Genomic DNA, 25172 nt, shown 5'->3' with positions numbered 1-25172 from the left:
ATTGTACTGCATCGAGCCGCTTGCGATTCACCCCTTGGACGGACTGTCGTTTGCTATCGATCAACTATTGGCTCAACAGGGAAGCGATCCGCGCCGAAGGGCGGTAGAATCCCTCCCACTTTCAGTTATCCACAAGTGGCCGACCCTTGCTTATCGAGTCCCGTCGCCGCGCCTATCTGACCGCCATGCAGGTGGTCAACTGGCTGCCGCGTACCGAATTGCCGTTCGCCGCCCCGTCGCGGCCCGAGCTGCTGGAAACGCCCGAGCCCGAGTACATCGCGCCGGTCGTGACCGCGCCTGTGGCCAAGACGGTCGCCGAGCCGGTGGCGCCCGTGGCCGAGCGGCCGAAAATCGAAGTGCCGCGTCCAAGCCTGGCCTCGACCCGTACCAACGCCAAACCGGTGGAGGAGGTTGTCGAGGCGCCGCCCAAGGCTCCCTACGTCGCCCCGCCGCGTTTCGCCCTGCAACTGCTGCGGGCCGGGCGTTGCCTGCTGTTGGTGGAGTTGCCCACGGGCGAGCCGTTTCAAAGTCGCGATCCGGCCTACTTGCTGCTCAAGGACATGCTGCGCGCCGCCGGTCTACCGGATAGCCCGCAGATCATTGGCGAACCGGTGCGCTGGCCGCTGTTGTCGCGCGGCACCATGGACCAGGGGCCCGAAGCGGCGCGGGATTTCGTCCAGGGCTTCGTTTCGGCGCGCCTCGAAGACGAGCCCTGCGTGTGCCTGTGGCTGATCGGCCTGCCGGCGGTGAAGTTTGCCGGCGAGGCGGATGCCGAGGCGTTCAATCGTGAACTGCAGGTCGAAGGCCTGGGCTCGGCCTGGGCGTTGCCCGGGTTGGAACTGTTAATGGAAACGCCACAGCGCAAGGCTGATGTCTGGCAAGCCATGCGCCGGCTGATGGCGCGCTGGAAAGAATCGAATGAGTGACGCTGTATCGTTCCGCCCGATGACCGAGGCGGACCTCGACGCTGTACTGAAAATCGAATACGCCGCCTACAGCCACCCCTGGACCCGGGGGATATTTCTCGACGGGCTGGGTAAATACCAGATCTGGCTGATGTTCGAAGGCCAGCAGCAAGTGGGTCATGGCGTGGTGCAGATCATCCTGGATGAGGCGCACCTGCTCAACATCACCGTCAAACCGGAAAACCAGGGTCGTGGTCTGGGCTTGCGCCTGTTGGAACACTTGATGTCGATTGCCTACAAGGCCGAGGCCCGGGAATGCTTCCTGGAAGTGCGCGACAGCAACCGCACGGCGTTCCGGCTGTATGAGCGCTATGGTTTCAATGAAATTGGCCGGCGCCGGGATTACTACCCGGCAGTGGGCGGGCGTGAGGATGCGGTGGTCATGGCGTGTACCTTGGTGGACTGAAGCGCCGCGCCCCCCTGTGGGAGCGAGCTTGCTCGCGATGGCGATTGTAGGGTCAACGCTTGCCATCCAGCGGATCGATATCCGCCATTTCCGCTTCGTCCAGCCCATCGCCTCCGCCAATATCGTTTTCATCCACCACACTCAGGTCCCAGTCAGCCTGCTCGTCGCCGCCGGCCTCACGGGCATCTCGGGCGCCGTCTTCGCGAATGAGGGTTTCCGGGCTCATGTCGTCATCGGTCGGCTGGTGATCATCCGTCGAGGCGCCGGTCATGCCCGCTTCACGGACGCGTTCACGAGGCATCAGCTGTTCGCGTTCGCCTTGCGGCAATTCGTCGCCGATTTTCGCGCTGGGCTGCTCGTCGTCGAATTCCAACTCATGCATCGAGCCCATGCGATCTTCGTTGTCGTCGATGGGTTCCGGTTGCGTCGCATCGAAGGGGCGTCGTGAATCATTCATGGCAATTCCTCATACTGTGGGCCTTACTGGTGTCGACCGGCAGCGCATCCAGGAATTCCAATGCATCGCCGACGTGACCTCGACCGGCGGTCGTCTGTCACAGTTGCGCACTCTCAATCGAGGCTAGACAGCATGAACGAATTACAAGATCTGATTGATAACAACGCGCGTTGGGCCGATGCGATCAAGCAGGAAGATCCTGACTTCTTCTCCAAGCTGGCTCGTCAGCAAACCCCGGAATACCTGTGGATCGGCTGTTCCGATGCGCGGGTGCCGGCCAACGAGATCGTCGGCATGCTGCCGGGCGATCTGTTCGTACACCGCAACGTGGCCAACGTAGTGCTGCACACGGACCTCAACTGCCTGTCGGTGATCCAGTACGCGGTGGACGTGCTCAAGGTCAAACACATCCTGGTCACCGGCCATTACGGCTGTGGCGGTGTGCGTGCCTCGATGCAGGACCGGCAACTGGGCCTGATCGACGGCTGGCTGCGCTCGATTCGCGACCTGTACTACGAGCATCGCGAGGCGTTGGGCCAATTGCCGACCGAGGAGGAGCGTGTCGACCGCCTGTGCGAGCTGAACGTGATCCAGCAGGTGGCCAACGTCGGCCATACCAGCATCGTGCAGAACGCCTGGCACCGCGGGCAGAAACTGTCGATCCATGGCTGCATCTACGGCATCAAGGACGGACGCTGGAAGAGCCTGGACACCACGATCAGCGGTTTCGAGCAATTGCCGCCGCAGTATCGGCTGCGTCCGGTCGACGCGCCTTGAGCCCGGTTCGTCAGTCGCGGTGACATTGACGGCGCCAGTGCCGTAGAAACTTCATTCCCTGCTCATTGGGCGGTTCGTCATAGCCGGTAATCCAGCCATGACAGTTGTATGAACCGCACCGGCAGGCGAACTGTCGATACAGTTTCTGTTCGGTACTGGCGTAGTCCATCGTCAGGCAGTCACCTTCATCGATACAGGCCAGTGACCACAGCCACAGTTCGCTCATGTCGAGGAAGACATTCGGGTTGCAGGAATGCAGCAGCAATCCGGCGAAGCGCGGGTCATACATGTGCACGTCCGGCAGGATCTGCAGCGTGTGCAGGCGCCGTCGGCTGACCAGCAGCCCCGAAACCCTGCACATCCTCGTCATGGGAGCGAATGGTTTACGGGCGATGATGCCGTTGCCGCGGCCGTCGGTCGTGTGATGCACTTCGAAGTCGTGCACCGAGGGGTAGCCCAGGCGGGTGCTGAGTTGTTTTTCCGGGTAGATGCAGCCCCGATGCTGAGAACAGGCGCGATCTGTAATGAACGTGGTCATGACAGTCCTTGTCGGTGCTAAACACTCGACTTGCTGGCGCTGGCGATCCTGCCGGCGGTCGTTGAAAAAACCTTGATAGCTTCGCCCAAGTCGGGAGCGGCATCTACTGTCGACTCTGACAGGTGCCAAAGGCGCTTTCCCGCGTCAGCGCCAGCCTACGCGGGAAGGCGTCTCAAGGTTTAGACCGCCTCGGCAGGCAGCGGCATGGGCACCTTCAGTTGCGGAAGTTGCGACTTGATCGCCGGCGTTTCGCATTTTTTCGCTGCATCAGCCGGCGTCAAGTTGCGAATGGAGGTGTAGAACAACTCGCAGGTCTTTTCTTTTTGCGTGACTTGCCAGGTCTGCGTGCACTGGTTCAGCAGAGTGCTCGGGTCGGTGCCCGGCTTGCTGCCCATGCCGGCCTGCCAGCATGAAGCACTCAGGTCCTGGCCCATGACTTTCAGGCCCGCGGCATCCGCCTTGGCTTCGTCACCGTCGTAGCTGTCCTTGTCGGCGGCGTACCAGATGTAGCTCGGATGGTTGGAGCCCAGGACCGGAACCTTGACCCCGCTGCCGGTTGTGATGGTCGCCAAGCTGAGCACATTCACGGTCTGGCCGTACTGGGTCTTGATCCAGTTCCGAACGGGCGCTCCGAAGGCCACCATCGGCAACGCGGCGCCGCTGGCGGTTTGGGTGACCTGTGTGACCATGGTGGTTTGGTAATCGTTGAAGTAGCTATAGAGTCCCTCCAATGTGCTGCCAGCATTGGACGGCGCTGCGATGGGCGCGATGTCGATGATGGTCTGGTAGGCCGGTGTCTGTTCAACCGCAATGCCGTTGACGGTCAGCAGCGTGGCCCAACGATCGGTGGTCGCCGACTCCAGATAGTCCTGGGCCTGGGTCAGGGAGTAATCCGGCGGGAAGTGCAGCAACTCGACACTCTTGCGGTTTTCCAGGGCCATGCCCAGCGGCAGGAACAGGTACCAGTTGTAGGACCATTTCTTGTCGCTGTTGAGTTTGGAGGCGCCGTTGTACGCCAGGTCACCGGCGTCGAGCAGGGCCTTGAGCGGTTGGCCGTAGCTCTTCGGTACCCCATTGATGCTGGCATAGACCTTGTCGTTGTCGATTTTGACCTCGACCTTGGCCGTGGTGTAGCCGTCACGCTGCACGCTTTGGGTCAGGTAATGCTCGACGGTTTGTTCCAGGGTCCAGTCGCGAAAACAAATGACGTTGCAGTTGTTGGGGTAGGCAAAGAGGCGGGTGACGCGCTCGGTGCTGCCCAGTTGTACGTCGATATTGGTCGTGTCGGCGGCTTGGACGGTGGCGCTCAGGGTGAGGACGGCAAGAGGAAGTACGGCGAGTTTGAACATGCTCAGATCCTTTTCAGCGTGAGGGACCCTCAAAAGCAGGGCGCATCCATACTGAAACAGACCGAGCCGAAGAAGAAGTGGGCCGATGGAAATATCGGCCCTTTTTTATGGCTTTATGGCATCACGGGCGGCAAATAACTCAATGTTGTCCCCAGCGCCCATAGCAGCGCCAGCACCAACGGCGTATGCACCAGCAGCTGCACGAAGGAAAAGCCGATCAGGTCCCTGGCCTTCAGCCCCAAGACCCCCAGCAGCGGCAGCATGTAGAACGGGTTGATAAGGTTCGGCAGCGCTTCGGCGGCGTTATAGATCTGCACCGCCCAGCCCAGGTGATAGTTCAGGTCATTGGCCACCTGCATGACGTAGGGCGCTTCAATGATCCACTTGCCGCCGCCAGAAGGAATGAAAAAGCCCAGTACCGCCGAATAGACGCCCATCAACAGGGCGTAGGTGTCATGGGAGGCGATTTGTACGAAAAAGGTCGAGATGTGGTGGGCCAGGGTCTGGGCATCGCTGCCTTTGACCGTGGTCAGCAGCGCGGCGATCGAGCCGTAAAGCGGAAACTGGATCAACACGCCCGTGGTGGTCGGCACCGCGCGGGCCACGGCGTCGAGAAAACTGCGCGGTCGCCAGTGCAGCAAGGCGCCCAGCATGATGAACAGGAAGTTATACGTGTTGAGCCCGGAAATGGCACTGATCGCAGGCTTGGTCGAAAACTCATGGAACAGCCAGCCGGCCGCCAGCAGCACCAGCGCAATGGTCAGCAGCGGACTGTGCTCCAGCCATTCCCCTGGGCGGGTACGGGGCTGCAACGCCGGCATGCTGAAACTGGGGTCGATACCACAAGCGGCGGCGTCACGGGCACTGTTCGGCCCGGGAGCGGTGGCGTAGGCGACAATCAACGAGATCACGATCAGCGCCAGCAGCATCACGCCAGACTGCCAGAGGAAAATCGTCTGGGTGAAAGGAATGACGCCAGTAATCGACAGGATCGAGGGCGGCAGGCTGGCCGGGTTGGCCTGCAATTGCGCCGCCGACGAAGACAACCCCAGGGCCCACACTGCGCCCAGGCCCAAGTACGCGGCGGCGCCGGCGGCGCGGTAATCCATCTTCAGGTCGGTGCGTCGGGCGAGGGCGCGCACCAGCAAACCGCCAAACACCAACGACAGGCCCCAGTTGAGCAGCGACGCGACCATGGAAATCAGTGCCACCCACGCCACGGCGAAGCGGCCGTTGGTCGGAATACGTGCCAGACGGTCAATCAATTTGACGGCCGGTGGCGAGCTGGCGACCACGTATCCGCCGATCACCACGAAGGCCATTTGCATGGTGAACGGGATCAGGCTCCAGAAGCCGTCGCCGAACGCCATGGCCGCCGCCGTGGGTGTGGCGCCGATGAATTGCGTCGCCACGGCGACCACCAGCACTGCCAGCGCGGCAAAGACCCAGGAATCGGGGAACCAGCGCTCGGCGAAACTGGAACAGCGCAAGGCGAAGCGGGCGGAACGGCTGTCTTCGATGTCAGTGGTCACGGCAATTACCTCGTTTTTATGGTTATGGGTATTGATGGCGGCAAGGCTTCAAAGGTCAGGCGCAACAGTAGAACAATCCAGTGACCATGGGAGGCTCATCGGGTTCGCGGGCGCCCTGGAATATTTTCGATAGGGGCTCGGGGCGCTCTTTAGAAAAAAATCGCCGGGCCGATGGCAAGGGAACAGCCATTTAATTCTTCTGCTGTCGGAGCTGCCCATGTTCAACAACCGCCTGAAGCAGGAGCTACTGGCTCTTCGCCAAGAACTGTCCAGCCTTGTGCAAGTCAAGGAAAGCCTGGATCGCGAAATGCTTGGCCTCACCCTGGATGCCGATGGACGGATTCAATCGGTCAATCAGAACTTCCTCGACGAGATGCGCTACAAGAGCCAGGACTTGATTGGCCGGCCTGTGGATGAGCTGGTTCCCGGGTATTTGAAAACCAATGAGTTCCAGGTCCGTTTCAAGTCGGCACTGACCCGTGGCGAACACTTTTCCGGTGCCGTGCGCCTGCTGCGAGGCAATGGCCAGGAAGCCTGGCTGCGTTCGATCCTCCAGCCCGTGCGGAGTGCCGATGGGCGGATCCGCTATTTTTCGATGTATTCCAATGACCTGACCCGCACCATCGAGGCTTCCCGCGAGCATGAAAACCTCATCGGCGCGTTGGTGCGTTCAACGGCGGTGATCGAATTCGATTTGGGCGGTCACGTACTGACGGCCAATGATCGCTTCCTCAACGCCATGGGTTACAGCCTTGCGCAGGTCAAGGGCAAGCACCACCGCACGTTTTGTGAACCTGAGGAATACAACAGCGCGGCCTACGAGCAGTTCTGGAAGCGCTTGAACAGTGGTGAATTTGTGGCTGGCCGCTTCAAGCGTCTCGATAGCAGTGGTCGTGAGGTCTGGTTGGAAGCTTCCTACAACCCGGTGCTCGATGCCAACGAGCGGCTGTATAAAGTGGTCAAGTTCGCCACCAACATCACCGACCAGGTCAACCAGGAAAAAGCCGTCGCCGAGGCGGCCAGCATCGCCTATAGCACCTCGTTGCAGACCGACAGCAGTGCCCAGCGCGGCACGACGGTGGTGACGCAGGCCGTGGACGTGATGCGCGACCTGGCCCGGCACATGCAAACCGCTGGCGAAGGCATCGAGGCGCTGAATGAACAATCCCTGGTGATCGGTACCATCGTCAAGACCATCAGCGGCATCGCCGAACAAACCAACCTGCTGGCGCTCAACGCCGCGATCGAAGCGGCCCGTGCCGGTGAGCAAGGCCGTGGCTTTGCGGTGGTGGCCGATGAAGTGCGACAACTGGCGTCGCGTACCAGCCAGGCGACCGATGAAATCGTTGGCGTGGTCCGCCAGAACCAGGACATGGCCCGCAACGCCGTGGCACTGATGACCGACGGCCAGCACCAGGCCGAACACGGCCTGGCCCTGGCCGCCGAGGCGGGGACGGTGATTGTCGAGATCCAGGACGGGGCGAAGAAGGTGGTCGATGCGGTGAGTCAGTTTGCCAACCAGCTATCGACCTGAGGAAAACTGCTGAGCGAGCTGCCATCGCGAGCAGGCTCGCTCCTACAGTTCTCCCTGAATAGCCTTGATATTGTGTTCGCCGCCACCCCCTGTGGGAGCGAGCTTGCTCGCGATGGCGGCCACACATTCAACATCCTGGCACGCTGACTCAACCTGATCGACGAGCGCTCAATCCCCCAGCGCGGCACCTTCGCGCCGCGGGTCCGCGCCGCCGGCCAGAGACGTTTTCCCTTGCGCATCACGCATCCGGACGATCGCCTGGGTGCCGCTGTTCATGTCGATCTCGCTCACCGCATGGCCTTTGTCTTTCAACGCCTGGATCAGCATCGGACTGAACTGCCCTTTTTCCAGTTCGGTGGGGCCGTTGCGGCTGCCGAAGTTGGGGAGATTGATGGCGGTTTGCGGGTCCAGGTTCCAGTCGAGCAGGCCGATCACTGACTTGGTGACGTATTCGATGATTTGCGAGCCGCCGGGGGAGCCGACAGCGGCCAGCAGCCTACCCTGATGATCGAAGATCAGCGTCGGCGCCATGGACGAGCGCGGGCGTTTGCCGGGTTCGACGCGGTTGGCGACTTTTTGCCCGTTTTCTTCAGGGATGAACGAGAAGTCGGTCATCTGGTTGTTGAGCATGAAACCCTGGACCATCAAGTGCGAGCCGAACGCCGATTCCACCGTGGTGGTCATGGACACCGCACCACCCTGGTCATCCACCGCCACCACTTGCGAGGTGGAAATGCGTAGCGGCGAACGGTCCGGCGCATAGGCCACCTGAATGCCCGGCGGTGTCCCGGGCTTGGCGACGCCCATGCTACGAGGGCCGATCAGGCTGGCTCGGCTGGCAAGGTAACCTTGATCGACCAGCCCTTTGAGCGGCACGGCAACAAAATTCGGGTCGGCAATGTATTGGGCGCGGTCGGCGTAGGCCAGGCGCTCGGCTTCGGCGATCAGGTGCACCGCTTCGGGGGAGGGTTCAATGCCGGCGGGTTTGGCGGTCTTGAGGGGTTTCAAGGGGGCGAGGGCCGCGTTGCTGTCGCGCTGTTCCAAGGCCTGCAACGTCCCGAGGATCTGCGCCACGGCAACCCCGCCCGAAGACGGTGGTGGCATGCCGCAGATTTGCCAGCGCTTGTAGTCGGTGCATAACGCGGGCCGCTCCCGTGCGGTGTAGCCCTGGAGGTCGTTCAGCGAAAGACTGCCGGGGTTGGCGTGACCCTGCACCTTGGCGACGATCTCCTCGGCAACCGGCCCTTTGTACAAAACATCGGGACCTTCGTTGGCGATGCGCTTGAGCACGCCTGCCAATGCCGGGTTTTTCAGCACGGTGCCGACTGCCTTCGGGCTGCCATCGGCATTGAGAAAGTACGCCGCCATGTCGGGCGAGCCCGGCAACGACGGGTCGGACGCGATCAAGGCGTGCAGCCTGGGGGAGACTGCGAAGCCCTGCTCCGCCAGCGCGATGGCCGGCTCGAACAGCCTCGCCCATTCAAGACGGCCATGTTTGCGATGGGCCAGTTCCAGTCCGCGCAACACCCCCGGGGTGCCAACGGAACGGCCGCCGATCTGGGCGGCGGTAAACGGCATGGGTTTGCCGTCGGCTTGCAGGAAAAGTCTTTCGGTGGCGCCGGCCGGTGCTGTTTCGCGTCCGTCATAGGTGCGCACGGCCTTGCCATCCCACAGCACAATGAACGCGCCGCCGCCGATGCCTGAAGATTGCGGTTCCACCAGCGTCAGCACCGCTTGCATCGCAATTGCCGCGTCGATGGCCGAGCCGCCACGTCGCAACATCTCCCGCCCGGCCTCGGCCGCCAACGGGTTGGCCGCGGCCGCCATGTGCTTGTCGGCGTAACGGGTCTGTACATCGGTGCGGTAGCCGGACGTGATTTCAGGCGGGGAAGGTAATGCTGGTGTGGCTGTGGAGGAGGGCGGGGCCTTACAGGCGCTAAGCGTTAGCGCGACAGCCAGCAACGAAACGGCTGACAGGCGATGAAGGTTGGGTTTCAGGTCTATAAGCACGTGTCGCTCCATCCGTGGGCCTGGGGTATGGAGATTGACTGTAGCGACGCGAGGCGTGTGGCGCAAATCAGCAAGCCCTCTCGCCACAGGGGGGCAACCAAATCCTGAGAGGACAGGCACTTTTCTCCGGGCATAAAAAAACGGCCTATCTTTCGATAGGCCGTTTTTAGTACTTGGTGGCTACACAGGGACTTGAACCCCGGACCCCAGCATTATGAATGCTATGCTCTAACCAACTGAGCTATGTAGCCAAGTGGCGCGCATTATTCGCCGGTAACGAAGATGTGTCAAGCGTAAATCTGAAATATTTCTCTGCGCTTTCAACCGCTTAACAATCCTCGCTGCAAATCGCTATCAACCGAGCTGAAATCTCCCTGTGTTGGCACTCAAGGCCTGGCTTCCCTGGCTCAGGGTATCCGCCGCCAGGTTCACGGCCCTTGCGCCTTCAAGCAAACGCATCGCTGCCTGGTCGACCTGCTGGATATTGCCGCTGACCTCGTCGGCGGTGCTGGCTTGCTCATCCACGGCGGTGGCGATTTGCGCCAGGGTGTCGGTGACGCTTTGCACCGCACTGGCAATTTCCCCCAGCCGTTCGCCAAGGCCGGTGACCGCTTGGGCGTCGGTCTGGGCCTGGCCGCAGGCGGCTTCCATCAGGCTGACGGCCTCGTTGACCGTGGCGCGCAGGCTGTCGACGGTGGCGGCAATCTGCTGCGTGGAGGATTGGGTGCGTTGCGACAGGCTGCGCACCTCGTCGGCCACCACCGCGAAACCACGGCCCTGTTCCCCGGCGCGAGCGGCTTCGATGGCGGCATTGAGGGCCAAAAGATTGGTCTGCTCGGCCACGCCACGAATGGTATCGACCACCAGTTGGATCTGTTGCCCCTGTTCGCTGACCCGTCCCAGTGCAGCGGCGGTTTCGTTGAGGCGCTGGTTGAGCTGCTGGATGCTGGCCGTGGTGCGTTGGCTGTCACGGCTGCTGTCGGTGGCGATACGCCGGGTCTGCTGGGCGCTATCGGAGGCCTGTTCACAACTCTTTGCCACGCCCTGGGAGGTGGCGGCCAGTTGTGTCGCGGCGGCGGCGATCTGGCTGATCTGCATCTGCTGGGCTTCGACTTCGCCCAGGGCGCCGCTGGAGTGGGTATTGAGGGTGCGTACAGCGTTGCTCAACTGCAACGTTTCGTGGTCCACCCCCAGCAAGCTATTGCGCAACTGCACCACGGCGACGTTGAGGGCGGTGCTGATGGCCGCCAGTTCATCGCGCCCTTGCACTGGCACTTGCAGGCTGAGATTGCCGTCGCGCAGGGCTTCGGCCAGCAGGGTGATGCCGCTGGCGCTGCGCCGGATCGACGCTTGCAGACAAACAAAAAGATACAGCGCCGCCAGCAGCAGGCAGCCCAGTACCGTCGCTACTAGGGTGAACTGGCGAATCGCCGAACCGTGGTAGTGGTCCAGCCGCGTATCCAGTGCCACCAGTGACTGTTGCCGCAGGGTCGCCAGATCGACGAGAAGGGCATCCATGTGTTTCTCGAAGTCTTCGGGCTTGAGATTGATGGAACCGCCGAACACGCCGTCATCCAGCACTTTCAGGCCAGCATCCAAGTGCTTGAGGCTGCCTTGGAATTGTCCGGCCCAGGTTTGCAATGCGCTGGGCAGGCGGGTTTCCAGCAGTGCTCCGGTCTTGACCAATTGGTCCCGGGCGTCGCCGATACGGCTGCGCAGGTCTCGCAGTTGCAGTCGACTCTGCAAGGTGAATTGGCCTGATACCACGGAGGCCTGGCCGACGCTTGCAAGGCGGCCGACCCGTTCGATCAGGTCTGGCGTCTGTTGGGTGGAGATCTGGGTCAGCAGGTACGTCTCCAGCCAGGAAGCGAGGGTCAGGCGGTTGTCCATGACCATCTGCTCGCGCAAGGCTTGCAGGGCGCTGAGGGCGGCGGTGAAGCGGTCGTAACCATCTGGCCACCAGCCCACGCTGCCCAGGCTTTTCGAATCCAGGCCGTTGAGGCTGGTCTGCAGGGTTTGATAGCGGGCGAGGGTATCGGCTTCGGCCCCTTCGGTTTGCAGCGTGTTGGCCAGGTCGCTGGCGGCTTGGTTGAGGGCCGGTTGCACGGCATCGTACGCCGCCATGGCGGCCAGAGTCGCCGGTGTCGGCTGCCGATTGGTCTCGGTAGCGCGCCAGCGGGCTGCGCGGTTGCGCTGGGCGGTGAGCAGGTTGTCCAGGTTATCCAGGGCCAGCAATTGGCGCACCCCGGCGCGTTCCCCGGAAATCAGGCTGAGTTTGTCGCGATAGTCCTGGCCGATGAGCCACAGGCTGCCCATGAGCGGCAGGATAAAAAGCAGGAACAGCAATTGGAATTTGCGGGCGAAGCCGAAATGCCCCAACAACCTGATGCCTGGTGATAAAAAAGCCTGCATGCCCATACTCCCCTGAACACCCTTGCACTATTTTTGTGCGTTTTCTACACAAGTGCCGAAACAGGTGCCCTTTTAAAAGGCCTCGAAAGTTTGTCCAAATCGGCTCGGTAGGCCAGCTCTGTAGCGAAACTTCCCATTCTCGGTCCCCTTTGTAAGGAGCCGCGTTGTAGGCCATTAACAAGGCAAGATTCAGACCATGGCGTTGAGCTATCACCTTGGATTTCGACAATTTTTCGAGGTCGATAGCTAGCTAAGGGGATAGCCTTGCTGCACCGAAAAATGGCACATTGACGCACCTGCCCGTGTGCACCCTCTTTCGTATGGAAACTCCCATGGCTATCAGCAATACCCAGGCCGAGATCCCAGCCGTTGCCGCCACTGCGCAAAGCAGTCCGTTGGTCATGCGGATTATCGGCGCCGTGGCGCTGGCGCATCTGATCAACGACTTGATCCAGGCCGTGCTGCCCTCGATTTATCCAATGCTCAAGGACAGCTATGGCCTGACGTTCACTCAGGTTGGCCTGATCACCTTGACGTTCCAGTTGACCGCCTCATTGTTGCAGCCTTGGGTCGGTTATCACACGGACCGGCACCCCAAGCCCTGGCTGCTGCCGGCCGGGACGGTGTGCACGTTGATCGGCATTGTGATGATGTCCATGGTCGGCAGTTTTGCCTTGATCCTGTTGGCGGCGGCATTGATCGGCATCGGCTCGTCGACCTTTCACCCGGAAGCGTCGCGGGTGGCGCGATTGGCCTCGGGCGGTCGCTACGGGCTGGCGCAATCGACGTTCCAGGTGGGCGGTAACGCCGGCTCAGCCTTCGGCCCGCTGCTGGCGGCGGCGATCATCATTCCCTATGGGCAAGGCAATGTCGCCTGGTTCGGGTTGTTCGCCCTGTTTGCGCTGTTCGTGCTGTACCGCATCAGCCGTTGGTACGCCAACCACCTGAACTTGTTCAAGCTCAAGCAAGGCCAGGCGGCTACGCATGGTCTATCCAAGGGCCGAGTCTTGAGTGCGCTGGTGGTGCTGGGGCTGCTGGTGTTTTCCAAGTATTTCTACATGGCCAGTTTCACCAGCTACTTCACCTTCTATCTGATCGAGAAGTTCGACCTGTCGGTGGCCTCTTCGCAATTGCACCTGTTCCTGTTTCTCGGGGCGGTGGCGGCGGGGACCTTCTTTGGCGGACCGATTGGCGACAGGATCGGGCGCAAGGCGGTGATCTGGTTCTCGATCCTCGGCGTGGCACCGTTCACCCTGATCCTGCCTCATGTCGACCTGTTGTGGACCAGCATCCTCAGCGTGGTCATCGGCTTCATCCTGGCCTCGGCGTTCTCGGCCATCGTGGTGTATGCCCAGGAACTGGTACCGGGCAATGTCGGGATGATCGCCGGCGTGTTCTTCGGGCTGATGTTCGGTTTTGGCGGGATTGGCGCCGCGCTATTGGGGCACCTGGCGGACATCCGTGGCATCGAGTATGTGTACTGGTTGTGCTCGTTCCTGCCGCTGTTCGGGGTGTTGGCGATTTTCTTGCCGAGGACTCGAAAGGCTTGAGGCGAGAAGATCCATGTAGCTGAGCCGACGCCTTCGCGAGCAAGCCCGCTCCCACATGGGGTGGTGGGTGTTCTCGGCCATCTGCACACGACACAAAAACCTGTGGGAGCGAGCTTGCTCGCGAAGGCGTCGGCACATCCTGTATCAATGCAAACCGACCCAACGCCTTCGGAGCAAGCCCGCCGATCAACACGGTTTTTTCTTCGAGCGGAACGCCCGCTCCTCATGCCGGCGATTCACCCCTCAAGGACGGTAGATACTGGCCTGGATCGCGCCGGGGTATTGCCTGAACCCGCCCGTGTTGCACAGCGGTGTCGACAGTTGGTAGTCACCCGCTGTCGTGGCGTTGGCGGTGCGTACATTACCGGCCGCGAACCCAGAGTAATCCTGAAAGGCATCGAACGAGGCGATTGGCTCGTCGAAGTAGTTGCCACGGGAAGGGTCGAAGATCGAGAGAGTGATTGCTACGCCACCAGGAAATGCTGCTTCGGCCTCGATCAACACGGTCTCGTAGGGATACAGGGTCTGTGGGGACGGCCCGGCGGAAGTGGGGGACGGATTGAACACCGTGGCCACCAGCGTGTTCGGGCTCAGGTTGGTAAGCGCGATGACCAGGTAATTGGCGTCATTGCCGCCGTAGGTGTAGGGCCGCGTCGTGGCGAACGCCCAACCGTTACTGCTGTTAAAGAAGTCGTCCTTCGAGCCGCCGTTGTCCCAGACCTGGGTGAGCGCGATTTCTTCCGGATAGATTGACCAGTCCGTCGAATCGGCGATCCAGTATTTGAAGTAGGTCCCGTCGATCGCGGGTGCGATGTACTGCGCGTAGGCGGGCACACCGTCGATGGGGTTGTTGTTGACGTCCAGGTATTGGTAGATCTGGTATTTGGCCGGCAGCAGCATCTGCATCACCGACAGCACGTAACCCTGCTTGGCGGCTTTCACCATATTTCCGGTTTCACCGGAGTTCCAGAACAATCCGTCGGGCGCAGTGGAAGCGATCAGCGTATAGGTGATTTTCAGCTTGGCCCAGTCGGTCAGGATCGTGGTTTCCATGGTGCCGAACGTGTCCAACAGCCCTTCGAAGGTGGAGCTCAATTGCCCCCACAGGTCGGCATAGGCCACCTGGAACAGGCTGGGAGAAACACTCGAACTCTGGGCCGCGACCGCCACATTGATGCCGCTCTGGAGAACGTTGGCCGCGACGGCGAAATAATTGATCTCGCCTTCCATCGTTTCAGCCGAGAGCACGGTGTAGATGACCCCCGAGAGCACCGCCAGGATGATGCCGCCGATATTGGTCGAGTCACCGTCCTCGAAGCCGGCATCCAGGCCCAGTTCGGAGAGCAGCGCTCCCTGGTCCTCGAACAACAGGGAGTGGAAGCTGGTATAGCAGGCGAACAGGCTGTTGACGGCGCTCGCTGCGCTGAGCTCCAACTTCAACTGGTCCACTACGGGGTGCCAGACTTGCGCTGGGAACGCGTTGTAGTCCAGGCCGAGCATGTCTTGCCGGTAAGTGTCCAGGGTGCTGGCGCCATTGGTGTACTGCTCGCGCAGGATCAAATGGGGCTGATTGTTCATGGCCGCCAGTTTGTTGTTGATCCAGTCATAGACAGCCTGTTGGTCAGGCGTAAAGGCCGGGAAGGCCGGGTCGGACGCCGGCAAGGCCATGATGCTGTCCAGGGGCGTGGTAGGCATGAAGTACCATTGGCTCGAGGTGTCGGTGTCTTGCATCTGTACCGAGCCCCCCGCGATATCGACACTCAGATACTGGTTCGAAGCGCTGTTCTGGATGGCCGTGGGGCCGAGTCCCGTTCCCCAGAGCCAGGTCTGCTCGACCGGGACGGGTACGCTCTGTGTGGTGTTGATAGCCGTATTGCTGCCGTCATCCTGAGTCAACACCAAACCGTCGAGCAGGCCACTGAGCAGCCGTCCATCGGCGGTGACTTGCCAGATCTGGTTGGGCGAACCGGCCACGAAGGGGCTCAACGTCATGCCGTCGGAACTGGCGGTGAGTACATGGGGCACGCCTTTCACGGGCGCGACGAGGCTGCTTTGCACATTGACCCAGCGAGTCGGTGGCCAAACCTGATAGTGATTGCTGCTCGAGGCCCAGCTGGCTTGGTTGAGGGTGTTGTACAGCACGAGGTTGCCGTCGGTCTGTACGAGCAGTTCCTGAGGCTCGATGCCGTTGGTGTAGGGCGACCATGCCACGTTGCCGTCACTGGTACCCAGGACCAGGTTGCCATCGGTCTGGACATCGAAGTAGGCACCGTTGTTGGTGCCTGTGGCCCAGATCGCGCTACCGGTGAACGAGCTGTTGGCCGCCACGGGACCTGTGACGACCTGGTACAGCACCAGGTTGCCATCAGGCTGCAGCAGCAACACATAGCCGTTGCCGGCCGCTGCCGCCCATTGGCCGGGAAGCATCCGCGTGCCGGGTGGAATGTTGCCGTTGTCAGCCTGGACCGGCTCGCCGAGCGGGACCGTGAGGAAGATGCTGGGGTTGGTGGATGTTGCCAGCGTTATATCGCTCAGGTTGTTCATGTTGATCTCCTTTTCACGACATTGGTTGGACGCCTTGCGGTTGTTTTCGGACGTGAGGGCGCGCAGTGCATGGGCACGGTTGCGCTCCCACGAATCTGGCGCGCCTGTGCCTGCTACGCCGATGCAATTGATCGGGAAGTCTTTTCAAGTGTTGGGTCGCGAACAGGTCCCGGAGCGAATCAACCGCTCCCGGACTTGAGGTGGCCGAGGGAATACTCAGCCAGGAGGGTGCCGTTCAATGTCGCCAGTGGCTGGCAGCACTGCACGAATGGCGGGGGCGGGGGCGGGTCTCTTCGTATATCCGTAGTTTGCGAGACTGTGCATGAGAATCTCCCTATCCATGCGGAAGAAGGCGTTTGAGCGTTGTGCCTTGCAGGGCGCGCATGAAGTGTAGTCCGGCGCTCATATCTTGCCTGAGCTCCCCCTTTTGCGGGGGGGTGACCCGTGCCGGGCAAAGAGTCAGTCCCAACTTGAAACGCTGTGAATTTTGTACTTGATGAGTACGTCGCTGTTGCGACTAAAGTACTGGTTTGTATAAGCCTTAAGTGGGTATTTGTATAAAGGTTGGTCGTGTTAATTTGCTGTTGTGGTTAATGGTTAGAAGGGAATCTGCAGCATTATTCAAGGGTGACCCCTGTGGTGACTGGAAAAGCAGGCTTTCACATTCTTTCCACCTATCGCCCTTATTGTCCCGGACATAAGGCCTTCGGTTCTTGGTTTGATGACCTCTTCTGCGCTGCGGGCGGACAGGGGTTGCGCCCCCCACCTGCCATATTGAAATTCTTATAGAGAGCTGTATCGCCAAGTTCTTCCAAGGTGTTTGCCTTGGGGGCGGCGTAGCGGCCGTGATCGATTGTTATGCCGTGTCGTGCACACGTTAGATGCTGCCGTCTTTTGACGTTGGCCATAAATAGAATCAGGCGGGAAATGATATGAAGTTCAAGTCATTGCAGGCACGCATTTGTGTCACGGCAGGCGTATGCCTGTTTGTTTCATCCATCAGCCTGATTGTCTACGGGCTCTTCAGCGCCCGGGCCAACGAGCAATATGTCTCGACCGAGGTCAGCGCACTGGTTGAAAAATCAACCATCCGGGAAATCCAGAACCTGGCCGAGTCCCGGGCCAACGCCATCCAGGCCAAGTTGCAGAACGCGCTGGATGCGGCTCGCACCATGGCCAATGCCTTTGCCGCCAGCAAGGTTTCGCAAAGCCCCCTGGCATTGGGCCGGGAACAGATCAACAGCGTACTGCTCAGCGTCCTCAAGGATAACCCGGACTTCAACGGCACCTATTCCTGCTGGGAACCGAATGCGTTGGATGGGCAGGATCCGGCGTTCCGCAATGCAGAGGATGGCAATAACCCGCTGACCGGGCGCTTCACGCCTTACTGGACGCGCAGCGCCGATGGCCACGTCGCGGTGCAGCCATTGGTCGAGTATGACTCCCCGGACCGTCATCCCAACGGTGTGCCCAAGGGCGGTTGGTATAGCGGCCCGCGCGACACCCTGAAGGAAAGCGTGCTCGACCCCATTCCTTATGTGGTCCAGGGGAAAAACGTCTGGCTGACCACCTTGTCGGTGCCCATCGTGTCCAACGGCAAGTTCTACGGTGTGGTCGGGGCTGACTTCGATATCGCATTTATCCAGAAACTCAGCGAACAAATGTCTGCCGATCTCTACGGCGGCAAAGGCACGGTTTCGATCTTGAGTAACCAGGGCTTGGTGGTCGCGGATAGCCAGCGGACCGACCTGATTGGCCAGCCGATCAAGGCCTTGCTGCCTGAATCCTGGGAAAAAGTGCTCAGTGATATCCAGGGCGGTCGGAGTGATGGCCTGCTCAATGCGCAAACACAGAACATCGAAGTGCTGATGCCCATTGCGCTCGGTCGCACGGGCAAGCCCTGGGCGGTGTTGATTCGCCTGCCCAAGGCTGTGGTCATGAGCCAGGCCATCGCCCTGGAGCAGGAGCTGCAGGCGCGCAGCCTCAGCAACAGCATCTGGCAGGTGTCGGTAGGGTTGGTCATTTCGTTGTTGGCCCTGGCCGCCCTGTGGTATGCCGCGGCAAAAATCGTTGGGCCGATTCGCGAAGCCGCCGCCTTGGCCGCCACTATCAGCCTGGGCGATTTCTCTCGTCGCCTGGTGCAGAAATCCGAGGATGAGGTCGGGCAGTTGTCTGCCGCCCTCAACGACATGTCTGAAAGCCTGCAACGGCAAGTTCGGGTAGCCGAGCGCATTTCCGAAGGTGATCTGGACCTGGAGGTTCGCTTGTCTTCGCCCCATGACACCCTTGGCAAGTCATTGGAGAAGATGGTCAGCAACCTGAACCAGCTGATTTCCGAGGTTCAAATCAGCGCCACCCAGATCACTGGCAGCTCGGCGCAGGTCACCGACTTGAGTCAGTCACTCTCCGACGGGGCCTCCAATTCCGCCTCGTCCATCACCGAAATCAGCGCGGTGATGACGCAGATGGCCGCCCAGACCCGGGACAATGCCGCCAACGCCAAGAAAGCCGACGAGCAATCCCAGGCCTCGCGGGCCGATGCCGGGGAAAGCGACAAATTGATGAGCGAACTGATTGCCGCCATGGCCGAAATCGACAACTCGGGCAAGGACATCACGGCGATCATCACCACCATCGACAACATTGCCGCACAAACCAACCTGCTGGCCTTGAACGCGGCGATCGAAGCTGCCCGGGCTGGTGAGCTTGGGCGCGGTTTTGCCGTGGTGGCCGACGAAGTACGTAGCCTGGCCGCCCGCAGTGCCGAGGCCGCCCAGCAGACTGCCGCGTTGATCGCCGATTCCTCGAGCAAGACCCAGCGCGGCATGATCATCGCCGGCCGGACCGCCGAATCACTGAAGAACATCGTCAGTGGAACCGGCGCGGTGTCGAGCCTGGTTTCGCTGATCTACCAGGCCTCCAGCGAGCAGGCTTCAGGCTTGCAGCAGGCCAGCATCGGGCTTGAGCAGATCGACGAAGTGACGCAGAAAAACCAGTCGAACTCGCAAGAGTGTGCAGTGGCGGCCAAGGACCTTTCGGAGCGAGCGTCCCTGATGCAGCGGGTGTTGGGACGCTTCAAAGTCAAAAGAGGCTAATGGGCGTCCGTGGCGAGGGAGCAAGTTCCCTTGCCACGGCGGTCACAAACCTCGAATGAACAGCATTACGGCATAGCAGGCTTTTTGTTATCCTCGCCACCTTCTTTCATGGATGAATACCGGGACAAGCTATGGCTAACGACACCCCGTCACGCATCGGGACGATACTGCTGGGCCTGCTTTTTGCCCTGATTGGCATTGTTTTGCTGGGCATTGCCGTCAATCTCACACTCGACCGCCGCGACTTCCTCGCCCGGGCACAGACCGCCGATGGCATCGTCAGCCACTTGAATGCCGGTGGTTCGCATCCTGAGATCGCCTTCACCACCGTCAGCGGTGAAAAAATTTCCTACCCTCAAGGCGGCTTTATCTTCGGCTATCAGAAGGACCAGCCGGTGCGGGTGCATTACCTGCCCGAGCAGCCGACGACCAGCGCCATCGTTGATGCCCCGACGGCACTGTGGGGCACTTCCGGGGTACTGGGTTTTATCGGTCTGGTGTTCACCCTGGTCGGCCTGCTGAAAGCCACCCGTCAACGCGGTCGCGATGCGGTTCATTCACATAAAGGACTTTGAACGTATGAGCTACAACATCCCTCTGCCGGTCAATGAAAGTCGCTGGCAGTACCAGACCGCCAGCGGCGGTGGCCTGACCGTGGTCATGGTGGCGGGCAGTGGCGGCTCGATTACCCTGCGCTCGCCCCAAGGCGAAGACGTCAGCTACCGCTATGGTGGGGTCGGCGTGGGTGTCGGGTTTGGCGCCAGACTGCCGCGCTTTGGCAAGATCAATATCCAGATCAAGGGCAAGAGCGTGGCCGGAGCGGGGGCGGCGGAGGCCTTTCCCAGCACCGGGAAGGTGTTTGTCAGCGACGCCCTGGTCGATCGCGACCTGACCAGTGACGACATCACCGGCCCTTGCATGTATACCGAAGTGGGTGTGGGCCTGGGGATCGGCGGTTCGGCCACGGCCCTGCTGTTCGGGCTCGATCCCAAGTTGCTGGCGCTGTCGGTGGCCCTGAGCTCCAACCCGGCAACCTCGCTCATCGCTTCGACCACGGTCAACCGGCAACTGGCGCGCTCGGCCAAGGGCGCGGTGGTCATGGCGGGTGTGAACGCGGGTGTGCAGGCCGGTGGTGGCGCGGCGATCTACATGGGCTACCTGTTCTAGTCAGATTGTGCGAGCGGACAACAATCCCGGCATCTAAAACCTGTGGGAATGAGTTCGCTCCCACAGGGCGTTGCGCCCATAAAAATTGGCATGTGCCGAAAGCATAATGAAAATATTAGTCATCGCTTCGCTCGGGTTTTTATCGCTCATTCAAACATCACTATCCGTTGCGGATAGTGCCAATGGGAAAAATCTCTATTTACAGAGATGTGCCATGTGTCACGGAGCAGATATCAAGGGGACGGGGCCGTTGGCTCATAAAAGCAATCCTCCTACGCCTGACCTTACAACTGCCGCTTTCAAGAAGCGACTGAGTGATTATCCGGGTGTCATTGTGTCGTCGATCATACTTCGACCCAATGGGGATTTGATTCCGAGGACCTTGCGAGAGAATGGTGTGAAGCTATCGCCGCATTCTTGGAGTGTTAAGGATTTTCGCGATTTGAATCAGTATATGGGTGGTGTGATTTCAAAGAGCCGATGATTTTTGGGCTGCTGTTGATCTCTTGAGTGCGATAGAAACGGTTTGGGGTGGTGTGTATATCCGTTTCTGCGGTTACGGCGGCTTATGGTTCCGCTCTTACAGCGGCTCACTTTTGAGAAGCGCAAAAGTAAGCAAAACGCTTCTGCCCCACCACTCGGCACCTCGCCTAGGCTCGGTGTGCCCGAACGAAGGCATAGCTCCGTGGGCCCGCCGCGAAGGGCCATCCATGGCCCAGCGCGGCTATCCCGGCATCCATGCCGGGATGCCCACTGCGCAATACCTGCGTTCGGCCAGCGTGGTTTAACGGGGCACCCGAGATCAAAAGCCAAAGCAAAGCAAAAGCGCGGCACATCCAGCATTTATGTAGCTGCACCACCGCTATCGCGAGCAAGCTCGCTCCCACAGGAAAAACGCGTTCGCAAAAAAGCCAGGTCGGCTGTCAGGCCGCCTCGATTTTGATTTTGATTTTGATCTGGGGCGCCCCGTTAAACCACGCTGGCTGAACGAAGGTATTGCGCAGTGGGCAACCCGGCATGGATGCCGGGTTAGCCGCGCTGGGCCATGGATGGCCCTTCGCGGCGGCCCACGGAGCAATGCCTTCGTTCAGGCATGCCGAGCCTAGGCGAGGCACCAAGTGGTGGGGCAAGAGCGTTTTGCTTACTTTTGCGCTTCTCAAAAGTGAGCCGCCGTCAGGGCGGAACCCTAAGCAGCCGTTACCTAAATAACGGATATACACACCATCACCCGCAACACCACGCGCAACTTAGACGTTAAAGCGGAAGTGCATTACATCACCGTCCTTGACGATGTACTCCTTGCCTTCCAGACGCCATTTACCAGCCTCCTTGGCACCCGCTTCGCCCTTGTACTGGATGAAATCGTCATAGGCGATGACTTCGGCGCGGATGAAGCCTTTTTCGAAGTCGGTATGGATCACGGCCGCGGCTTGTGGCGCGGTAGCCCCGACGCGAACGGTCCAGGCGCGGACTTCTTTTACGCCAGCGGTGAAGTACGTCTGCAGGTTGAGCATTTCATAACCCGCGCGGATCACGCGATTCAGGCCAGGCTCTTCCAGGCCCAGGGCCTCCAGGAACATGTCCTTTTCTTCGCCGTCTTCAAGCTCGGCGATTTCCGCTTCGATCTTGTTGCAGACCGGTACCACGATCGCGCCTTCTTCTTCGGCGATAGCCTTTACCACGTCCAGCAGCGGGTTGTTCTCGAAGCCGTCTTCGGCAACGTTGGCAATGTACATGACCGGCTTGGTGGTCAGGAGGTGGAAGCCACGAACGATCTGCTTCTCATCGGCACCCATGTTCTTGATCAGGCTGCGTGCCGGCTTGCCCAAGGTGAAGTGGGCGATCAACTGCTCGAGCAGGGCTTTCTGGGCGACGGCGTCTTTGTCGCCGCCCTTGGCATTGCGAGCGACTTTCTGCAGTTGCTTCTCGCAGCTGTCGAGGTCGGCGAAGATCAGTTCCAGGTCGATGATTTCGATATCGCGTTTCGGGTCGACGCTGTTGGAGACGTGAATCACGTTCTCGTCTTCGAAGCAGCGGACCACGTGGGCGATGGCATCGGTTTCGCGGATGTTGGCCAGGAACTTGTTGCCCAGGCCTTCACCTTTCGAAGCCCCGGCCACCAGGCCGGCGATGTCGACGAACTCCATGGTGGTCGGCAGCACGCGCTCCGGGATCACGATGGCCGCCAGGGCGTCCAGGCGTGGGTCGGGCATCGGCACGATGCCGGTGTTCGGCTCGATGGTGCAGAAGGGGAAGTTCTCAGCCGCGATACCGGATTTGGTCAGGGCGTTGAACAGGGTGGACTTGCCGACGTTAGGCAGGCCGACGATGCCGCAATTGAATCCCATGGTGTTTCCCCTCGGATAAGTGTCAGGCCTTCTGGCTGTGCAGGTTTTTCATCGCGCGGTTCCATTCACCGGCGAGGATATCCGGCAGCACGCCGAGGGCAAAGTCGATGCTGGCATCGAGTTTTTCCTGTTCGGCGCGAGGCGCACGACCCAGGACAAAGTTTGAAACCATACTGGCAACGCCCGGGTGGCCGATGCCGAGCCGCAGGCGGTGAAAGGTATTCTGATTACCCAGTTGCGCGATGATGTCGCGCAACCCGTTGTGACCGCCATGGCCGCCGCCTTGCTTGAGCTTGGCAACGCCTGGAGGCAGGTCGAGTTCGTCGTGGGCCACCAGGATTTCTTCAGGCTTGATGCGAAAGAAACCGGCCAATGCCGCCACGGCCTGGCCGCTGCGGTTCATGTAGGTGGTGGGAATCAACAGGCGAACATCCTGACCCTGGTGCGAGAAGCGACCGGTCAGGCCGAAATACTTGCGATCGGCTGCCAGGCTGACGCCTTGTGCGTGCGCGATGCGCTCAACAAAAAGGGCCCCTGCGTTATGCCGGGTCTGTTCGTATTCAGCGCCTGGATTTCCCAGGCCAACGATCAGTTTAATGGCAGTCACGATAGGGGCCCTTCCTGGAGTGTGGGTAACAATGTCGCAATCAGGCGGTGTTGCGACAGTGGACAAAAATGGCGGATTTACCGTTAAGTAAACTTCGCGTTCTCGCCCGCTGTCTCGCTACGTTCCAGTCCGCGATGTTTCCGGTCACTCCGGCGACAGAGTGAAATTACTCTGCAGCGCCTTCTTCAGTGGCTTCTGGAGCAACACGTGGAGCGTGGACGTTGGCAACAGCCTTGTCATCGCCGTGTGCCAGAGCAACAAACTCAACGCCTTTAGGAGCCTTGAGGTCGGACAGGTGAATGATCGTGCCGACTTCGGCGTCAGCCAGGTCGACTTCGATGAATTCAGGCAGGTCTTTCGGCAGGCAGGTCACTTCGATTTCCGAAACAACGTGCGAAATTTCGCCGCCTTTCTTGATCGGAGCAGCTTCGCCAACGAAGTGTACAGGCACGATAGCGGTCAGTTTCTGGCCAGCTACTACGCGTACGAAGTCGGCGTGCATCACGTGGCCTTTGGCCGGGTGACGCTGCAGGGCTTTGATCACGACGTTTTGCTTGGTGCCACCAATGTTCAGCTCGATGATGTGGCTGTAGGCCGCTTCGTTTTCGAGCAGTTTGGCAACTTCTTTGGCCAGCATGCTGATGGACTCAGGGGCTTTTTCGCCACCGTAGACTACAGCTGGAACCAGGCTTGCGAGACGACGCAGGCGGCGGCTCGCACCTTTCCCCAGGTCGGAACGCACTTCAGCATTCAGAGTAAAATCGTTCATGTTGTATCTCCAAAGTAACCACATTCACCCCAGCGCTTGCGACCAGCGCTTAAGGCGATATGGGCAAAAAAGCCCCGCCCCGACAGGTGATGCCGGGGCGGGGCGCTTTTCGTCAACGAGATGTCCTGGGAAGGGCAGGGCCCTTAGCGGAACATCGCACTGATCGATTCTTCGTTGCTGATGCGGCGAACCGCTTCGGCAACAACCGGTGCGATATCCAGTTGGCGGATACGCGCACAGGCTTGTGCTGCAGCGGACAGCGGGATGGTATTGGTAACCACCAGCTCGTCCAGCACGGAATTTTCAATGTTCTCGATCGCTCGACCCGACAGCACAGGGTGTGTGCAGTAGGCAAAGACCTTGGCAGCGCCATGCTCTTTCAGGGCCTTGGCCGCATGGCACAGGGTGCCGGCGGTATCGACCATGTCATCGACCAGAATACAGGTACGCCCTTCGACGTCGCCGATGATATGCATCACTTCGGAGTGATTGGCTTTCTCACGGCGTTTGTCGATGATACCCAGATCAACGCCCAGGGATTTGGCAACCGCCCGTGCACGCACGACGCCGCCAATGTCCGGGGACACGATCATGAGGTTTTCGAAGCGCTGATCTTCAATATCATCCACCAGGACCGGGGAACCGTAGATGTTATCCACGGGAATATCGAAGAAACCCTGAATCTGGTCAGCATGCAAATCAACCGTGAGGACACGGTCGATGCCGACTACGGTCAGCATATCAGCCACGACTTTCGCGCTGATCGCCACACGTGCGGAACGCGGACGGCGATCCTGACGGGCATAACCAAAGTAAGGAATAACAGCAGTGATACGAGTAGCCGAGGAGCGGCGGAAGGCATCAGCCATCACGACGAGTTCCATCAGGTTATCGTTGGTCGGAGCGCAAGTCGGCTGAATAATGAAAACGTCTTTACCGCGAACGTTTTCATTGATCTCGGCAGTGATTTCGCCGTCGGAGAACTTACCGACAGAAATGTCACCGAGAGGGATATGCAGCTGACGTACGACACGCCGAGCCAGATCGGGGTTAGCGTTCCCCGTAAAGACCATCATCTTGGACACGCGCAGTACCTGAAGGCTGAGGGTATA

At 60.1% G+C, this 25172-nt stretch carries 21 protein-coding genes, 1 tRNA gene and 2 pseudogenes; 12 read left to right on the top strand and 12 right to left on the bottom strand.

What is annotated here, in order from left to right; genetic code table 11:
• Nucleotides 1-146 precede the first annotated feature (146 nt).
• Together HU749_RS25165 and rimI are read left to right on the top strand one after the other, a co-directional pair.
• Nucleotides 147-926 (top strand): hypothetical protein, encoded by a 780-nt coding sequence (locus HU749_RS25165; RefSeq protein ID WP_018604593.1) that lies wholly within the window; start codon nt 147-149, stop codon nt 924-926.
• Nucleotides 919-1371 (top strand): ribosomal protein S18-alanine N-acetyltransferase, encoded by a 453-nt coding sequence (gene rimI, locus HU749_RS25160; protein ID WP_003205585.1) that lies wholly within the window; start codon nt 919-921, stop codon nt 1369-1371. Before HU749_RS25165 ends, rimI begins: the two co-directional genes overlap by 8 nt.
• Before the next feature lie 52 nt (nt 1372-1423).
• Here the strand turns inward: rimI and HU749_RS25155 are convergent, their stop codons facing one another.
• Nucleotides 1424-1828: a hypothetical protein gene (locus tag HU749_RS25155; RefSeq protein WP_046063523.1), complete on the bottom strand. Its 405-nt coding sequence runs from the start codon at nt 1826-1828 to the stop codon at nt 1424-1426.
• Between HU749_RS25155 and HU749_RS29385 the strand changes: the two genes are divergently transcribed.
• The gene (locus HU749_RS29385) at nt 1827-1955 is read left to right on the top strand and encodes a hypothetical protein (protein ID WP_256365268.1); all 129 of its coding nucleotides are present in this window, start codon (nt 1827-1829) and stop codon (nt 1953-1955) included. The two genes, HU749_RS25155 and HU749_RS29385, sit on opposite strands and share 2 nt — an antisense overlap.
• Before the next feature lie 5 nt (nt 1956-1960).
• The gene (gene can / locus HU749_RS25150) at nt 1961-2605 is read left to right on the top strand and encodes a carbonate dehydratase (RefSeq protein ID WP_003205581.1); all 645 of its coding nucleotides are present in this window, start codon (nt 1961-1963) and stop codon (nt 2603-2605) included.
• A gap of 10 nt (nt 2606-2615) precedes the next feature.
• On the opposite strand, the gene HU749_RS25145 is transcribed toward can, so the two are convergent.
• From HU749_RS25145 to HU749_RS25135, 3 genes are all read right to left on the bottom strand, one after another.
• Complete coding sequence (locus HU749_RS25145; protein WP_079301791.1) at nt 2616-3143, bottom strand: SET domain-containing protein; 528 nt, start codon at nt 3141-3143, stop codon at nt 2616-2618.
• A gap of 179 nt (nt 3144-3322) precedes the next feature.
• On the bottom strand, nt 3323-4492 hold the full coding sequence (locus HU749_RS25140) for a hypothetical protein (RefSeq protein WP_186652073.1): 1170 nt from the start codon (nt 4490-4492) through the stop codon (nt 3323-3325).
• Between the two features lie 113 nt (nt 4493-4605).
• The gene (locus HU749_RS25135) at nt 4606-6024 is read right to left on the bottom strand and encodes a short-chain fatty acid transporter (protein ID WP_079301793.1); all 1419 of its coding nucleotides are present in this window, start codon (nt 6022-6024) and stop codon (nt 4606-4608) included.
• Nucleotides 6025-6241: 217 nt separating this feature from the next.
• On the opposite strand from HU749_RS25135, the pseudogene HU749_RS29740 reads away from it, so the two are divergent.
• A pseudogene (locus tag HU749_RS29740) lies at nt 6242-7018 on the top strand (PAS domain-containing protein); the annotation flags it as partial.
• Nucleotides 7019-7126: 108 nt separating this feature from the next.
• Nucleotides 7127-7558: a methyl-accepting chemotaxis protein gene (locus HU749_RS29735; protein WP_370873836.1), complete on the top strand. Its 432-nt coding sequence runs from the start codon at nt 7127-7129 to the stop codon at nt 7556-7558.
• 168 nt (nt 7559-7726) lie between these two features.
• Here HU749_RS29735 and ggt read toward each other — a convergent pair whose 3' ends face one another.
• The 3 genes from ggt to HU749_RS25115 form a co-directional block, all read right to left on the bottom strand.
• Nucleotides 7727-9580: a gamma-glutamyltransferase gene (ggt, locus tag HU749_RS25125; RefSeq protein ID WP_186652077.1), complete on the bottom strand. Its 1854-nt coding sequence runs from the start codon at nt 9578-9580 to the stop codon at nt 7727-7729.
• Nucleotides 9581-9742: 162 nt separating this feature from the next.
• A tRNA-Met gene (locus HU749_RS25120) sits at nt 9743-9819 on the bottom strand.
• A gap of 103 nt (nt 9820-9922) precedes the next feature.
• Nucleotides 9923-11980 carry a methyl-accepting chemotaxis protein gene (locus tag HU749_RS25115; protein WP_186652079.1) on the bottom strand — a complete coding sequence of 686 codons (2058 nt, stop codon included), beginning with the start codon at nt 11978-11980 and terminating at the stop codon, nt 9923-9925.
• A 332-nt stretch (nt 11981-12312) separates the two neighbouring features.
• Between HU749_RS25115 and HU749_RS25110 the strand changes: the two genes are divergently transcribed.
• Entirely contained in the window at nt 12313-13530 is a 1218-nt protein-coding gene (locus HU749_RS25110) for an MFS transporter (RefSeq protein WP_018604610.1), read from the top strand.
• Nucleotides 13531-13773: 243 nt separating this feature from the next.
• On the opposite strand, the gene HU749_RS25105 is transcribed toward HU749_RS25110, so the two are convergent.
• Nucleotides 13774-16074, bottom strand: coding sequence for a hypothetical protein (locus HU749_RS25105; RefSeq protein WP_186652081.1), 2301 nt, complete (start codon nt 16072-16074; stop codon nt 13774-13776).
• 932 nt (nt 16075-17006) lie between these two features.
• On the opposite strand from HU749_RS25105, the pseudogene HU749_RS29730 reads away from it, so the two are divergent.
• From HU749_RS29730 to HU749_RS25085, 5 genes and pseudogenes are all read left to right on the top strand, one after another.
• Nucleotides 17007-18269, top strand: a pseudogene (locus HU749_RS29730) (methyl-accepting chemotaxis protein); the annotation flags it as partial.
• Nucleotides 18264-19169 carry a methyl-accepting chemotaxis protein gene (locus HU749_RS29725; protein WP_373419653.1) on the top strand — a complete coding sequence of 302 codons (906 nt, stop codon included), beginning with the start codon at nt 18264-18266 and terminating at the stop codon, nt 19167-19169. The pseudogene HU749_RS29730 and the gene HU749_RS29725, both read left to right, overlap by 6 nt.
• Before the next feature lie 131 nt (nt 19170-19300).
• Nucleotides 19301-19744, top strand: coding sequence for a DUF3592 domain-containing protein (locus HU749_RS25095; protein WP_095963349.1), 444 nt, complete (start codon nt 19301-19303; stop codon nt 19742-19744).
• A gap of 4 nt (nt 19745-19748) precedes the next feature.
• A complete protein-coding gene (locus HU749_RS25090; RefSeq protein ID WP_079303961.1) occupies nt 19749-20336 on the top strand; it encodes a hypothetical protein in 588 nt (195 codons plus the stop codon).
• A 106-nt stretch (nt 20337-20442) separates the two neighbouring features.
• Nucleotides 20443-20820, top strand: a complete 378-nt coding sequence (locus HU749_RS25085) for a c-type cytochrome (RefSeq protein ID WP_079303959.1) — start codon at nt 20443-20445, stop codon at nt 20818-20820.
• Between the two features lie 763 nt (nt 20821-21583).
• On the opposite strand, the gene ychF is transcribed toward HU749_RS25085, so the two are convergent.
• From ychF to HU749_RS25065, 4 genes are all read right to left on the bottom strand, one after another.
• A complete protein-coding gene (ychF, locus tag HU749_RS25080; RefSeq protein WP_079302634.1) occupies nt 21584-22684 on the bottom strand; it encodes a redox-regulated ATPase YchF in 1101 nt (366 codons plus the stop codon).
• A gap of 22 nt (nt 22685-22706) precedes the next feature.
• Complete coding sequence (gene pth, locus HU749_RS25075; protein ID WP_003185374.1) at nt 22707-23291, bottom strand: aminoacyl-tRNA hydrolase; 585 nt, start codon at nt 23289-23291, stop codon at nt 22707-22709.
• Between the two features lie 166 nt (nt 23292-23457).
• The gene (locus HU749_RS25070) at nt 23458-24060 is read right to left on the bottom strand and encodes a 50S ribosomal protein L25/general stress protein Ctc (RefSeq protein ID WP_018606432.1); all 603 of its coding nucleotides are present in this window, start codon (nt 24058-24060) and stop codon (nt 23458-23460) included.
• Nucleotides 24061-24203: 143 nt separating this feature from the next.
• Nucleotides 24204-25145: a ribose-phosphate pyrophosphokinase gene (locus HU749_RS25065; RefSeq protein WP_003171603.1), complete on the bottom strand. Its 942-nt coding sequence runs from the start codon at nt 25143-25145 to the stop codon at nt 24204-24206.
• Between the last annotated feature and the right edge of the window lie 27 nt (nt 25146-25172).

Source organism: Pseudomonas ogarae, assembly GCF_014268695.2.
Lineage (GTDB): Bacteria > Pseudomonadota > Gammaproteobacteria > Pseudomonadales > Pseudomonadaceae > Aquipseudomonas > Aquipseudomonas kilonensis.
The sequence above is the reverse complement of the archived record's forward strand: the minus strand, read 5'-3'. Positions and strand labels throughout refer to the sequence as shown.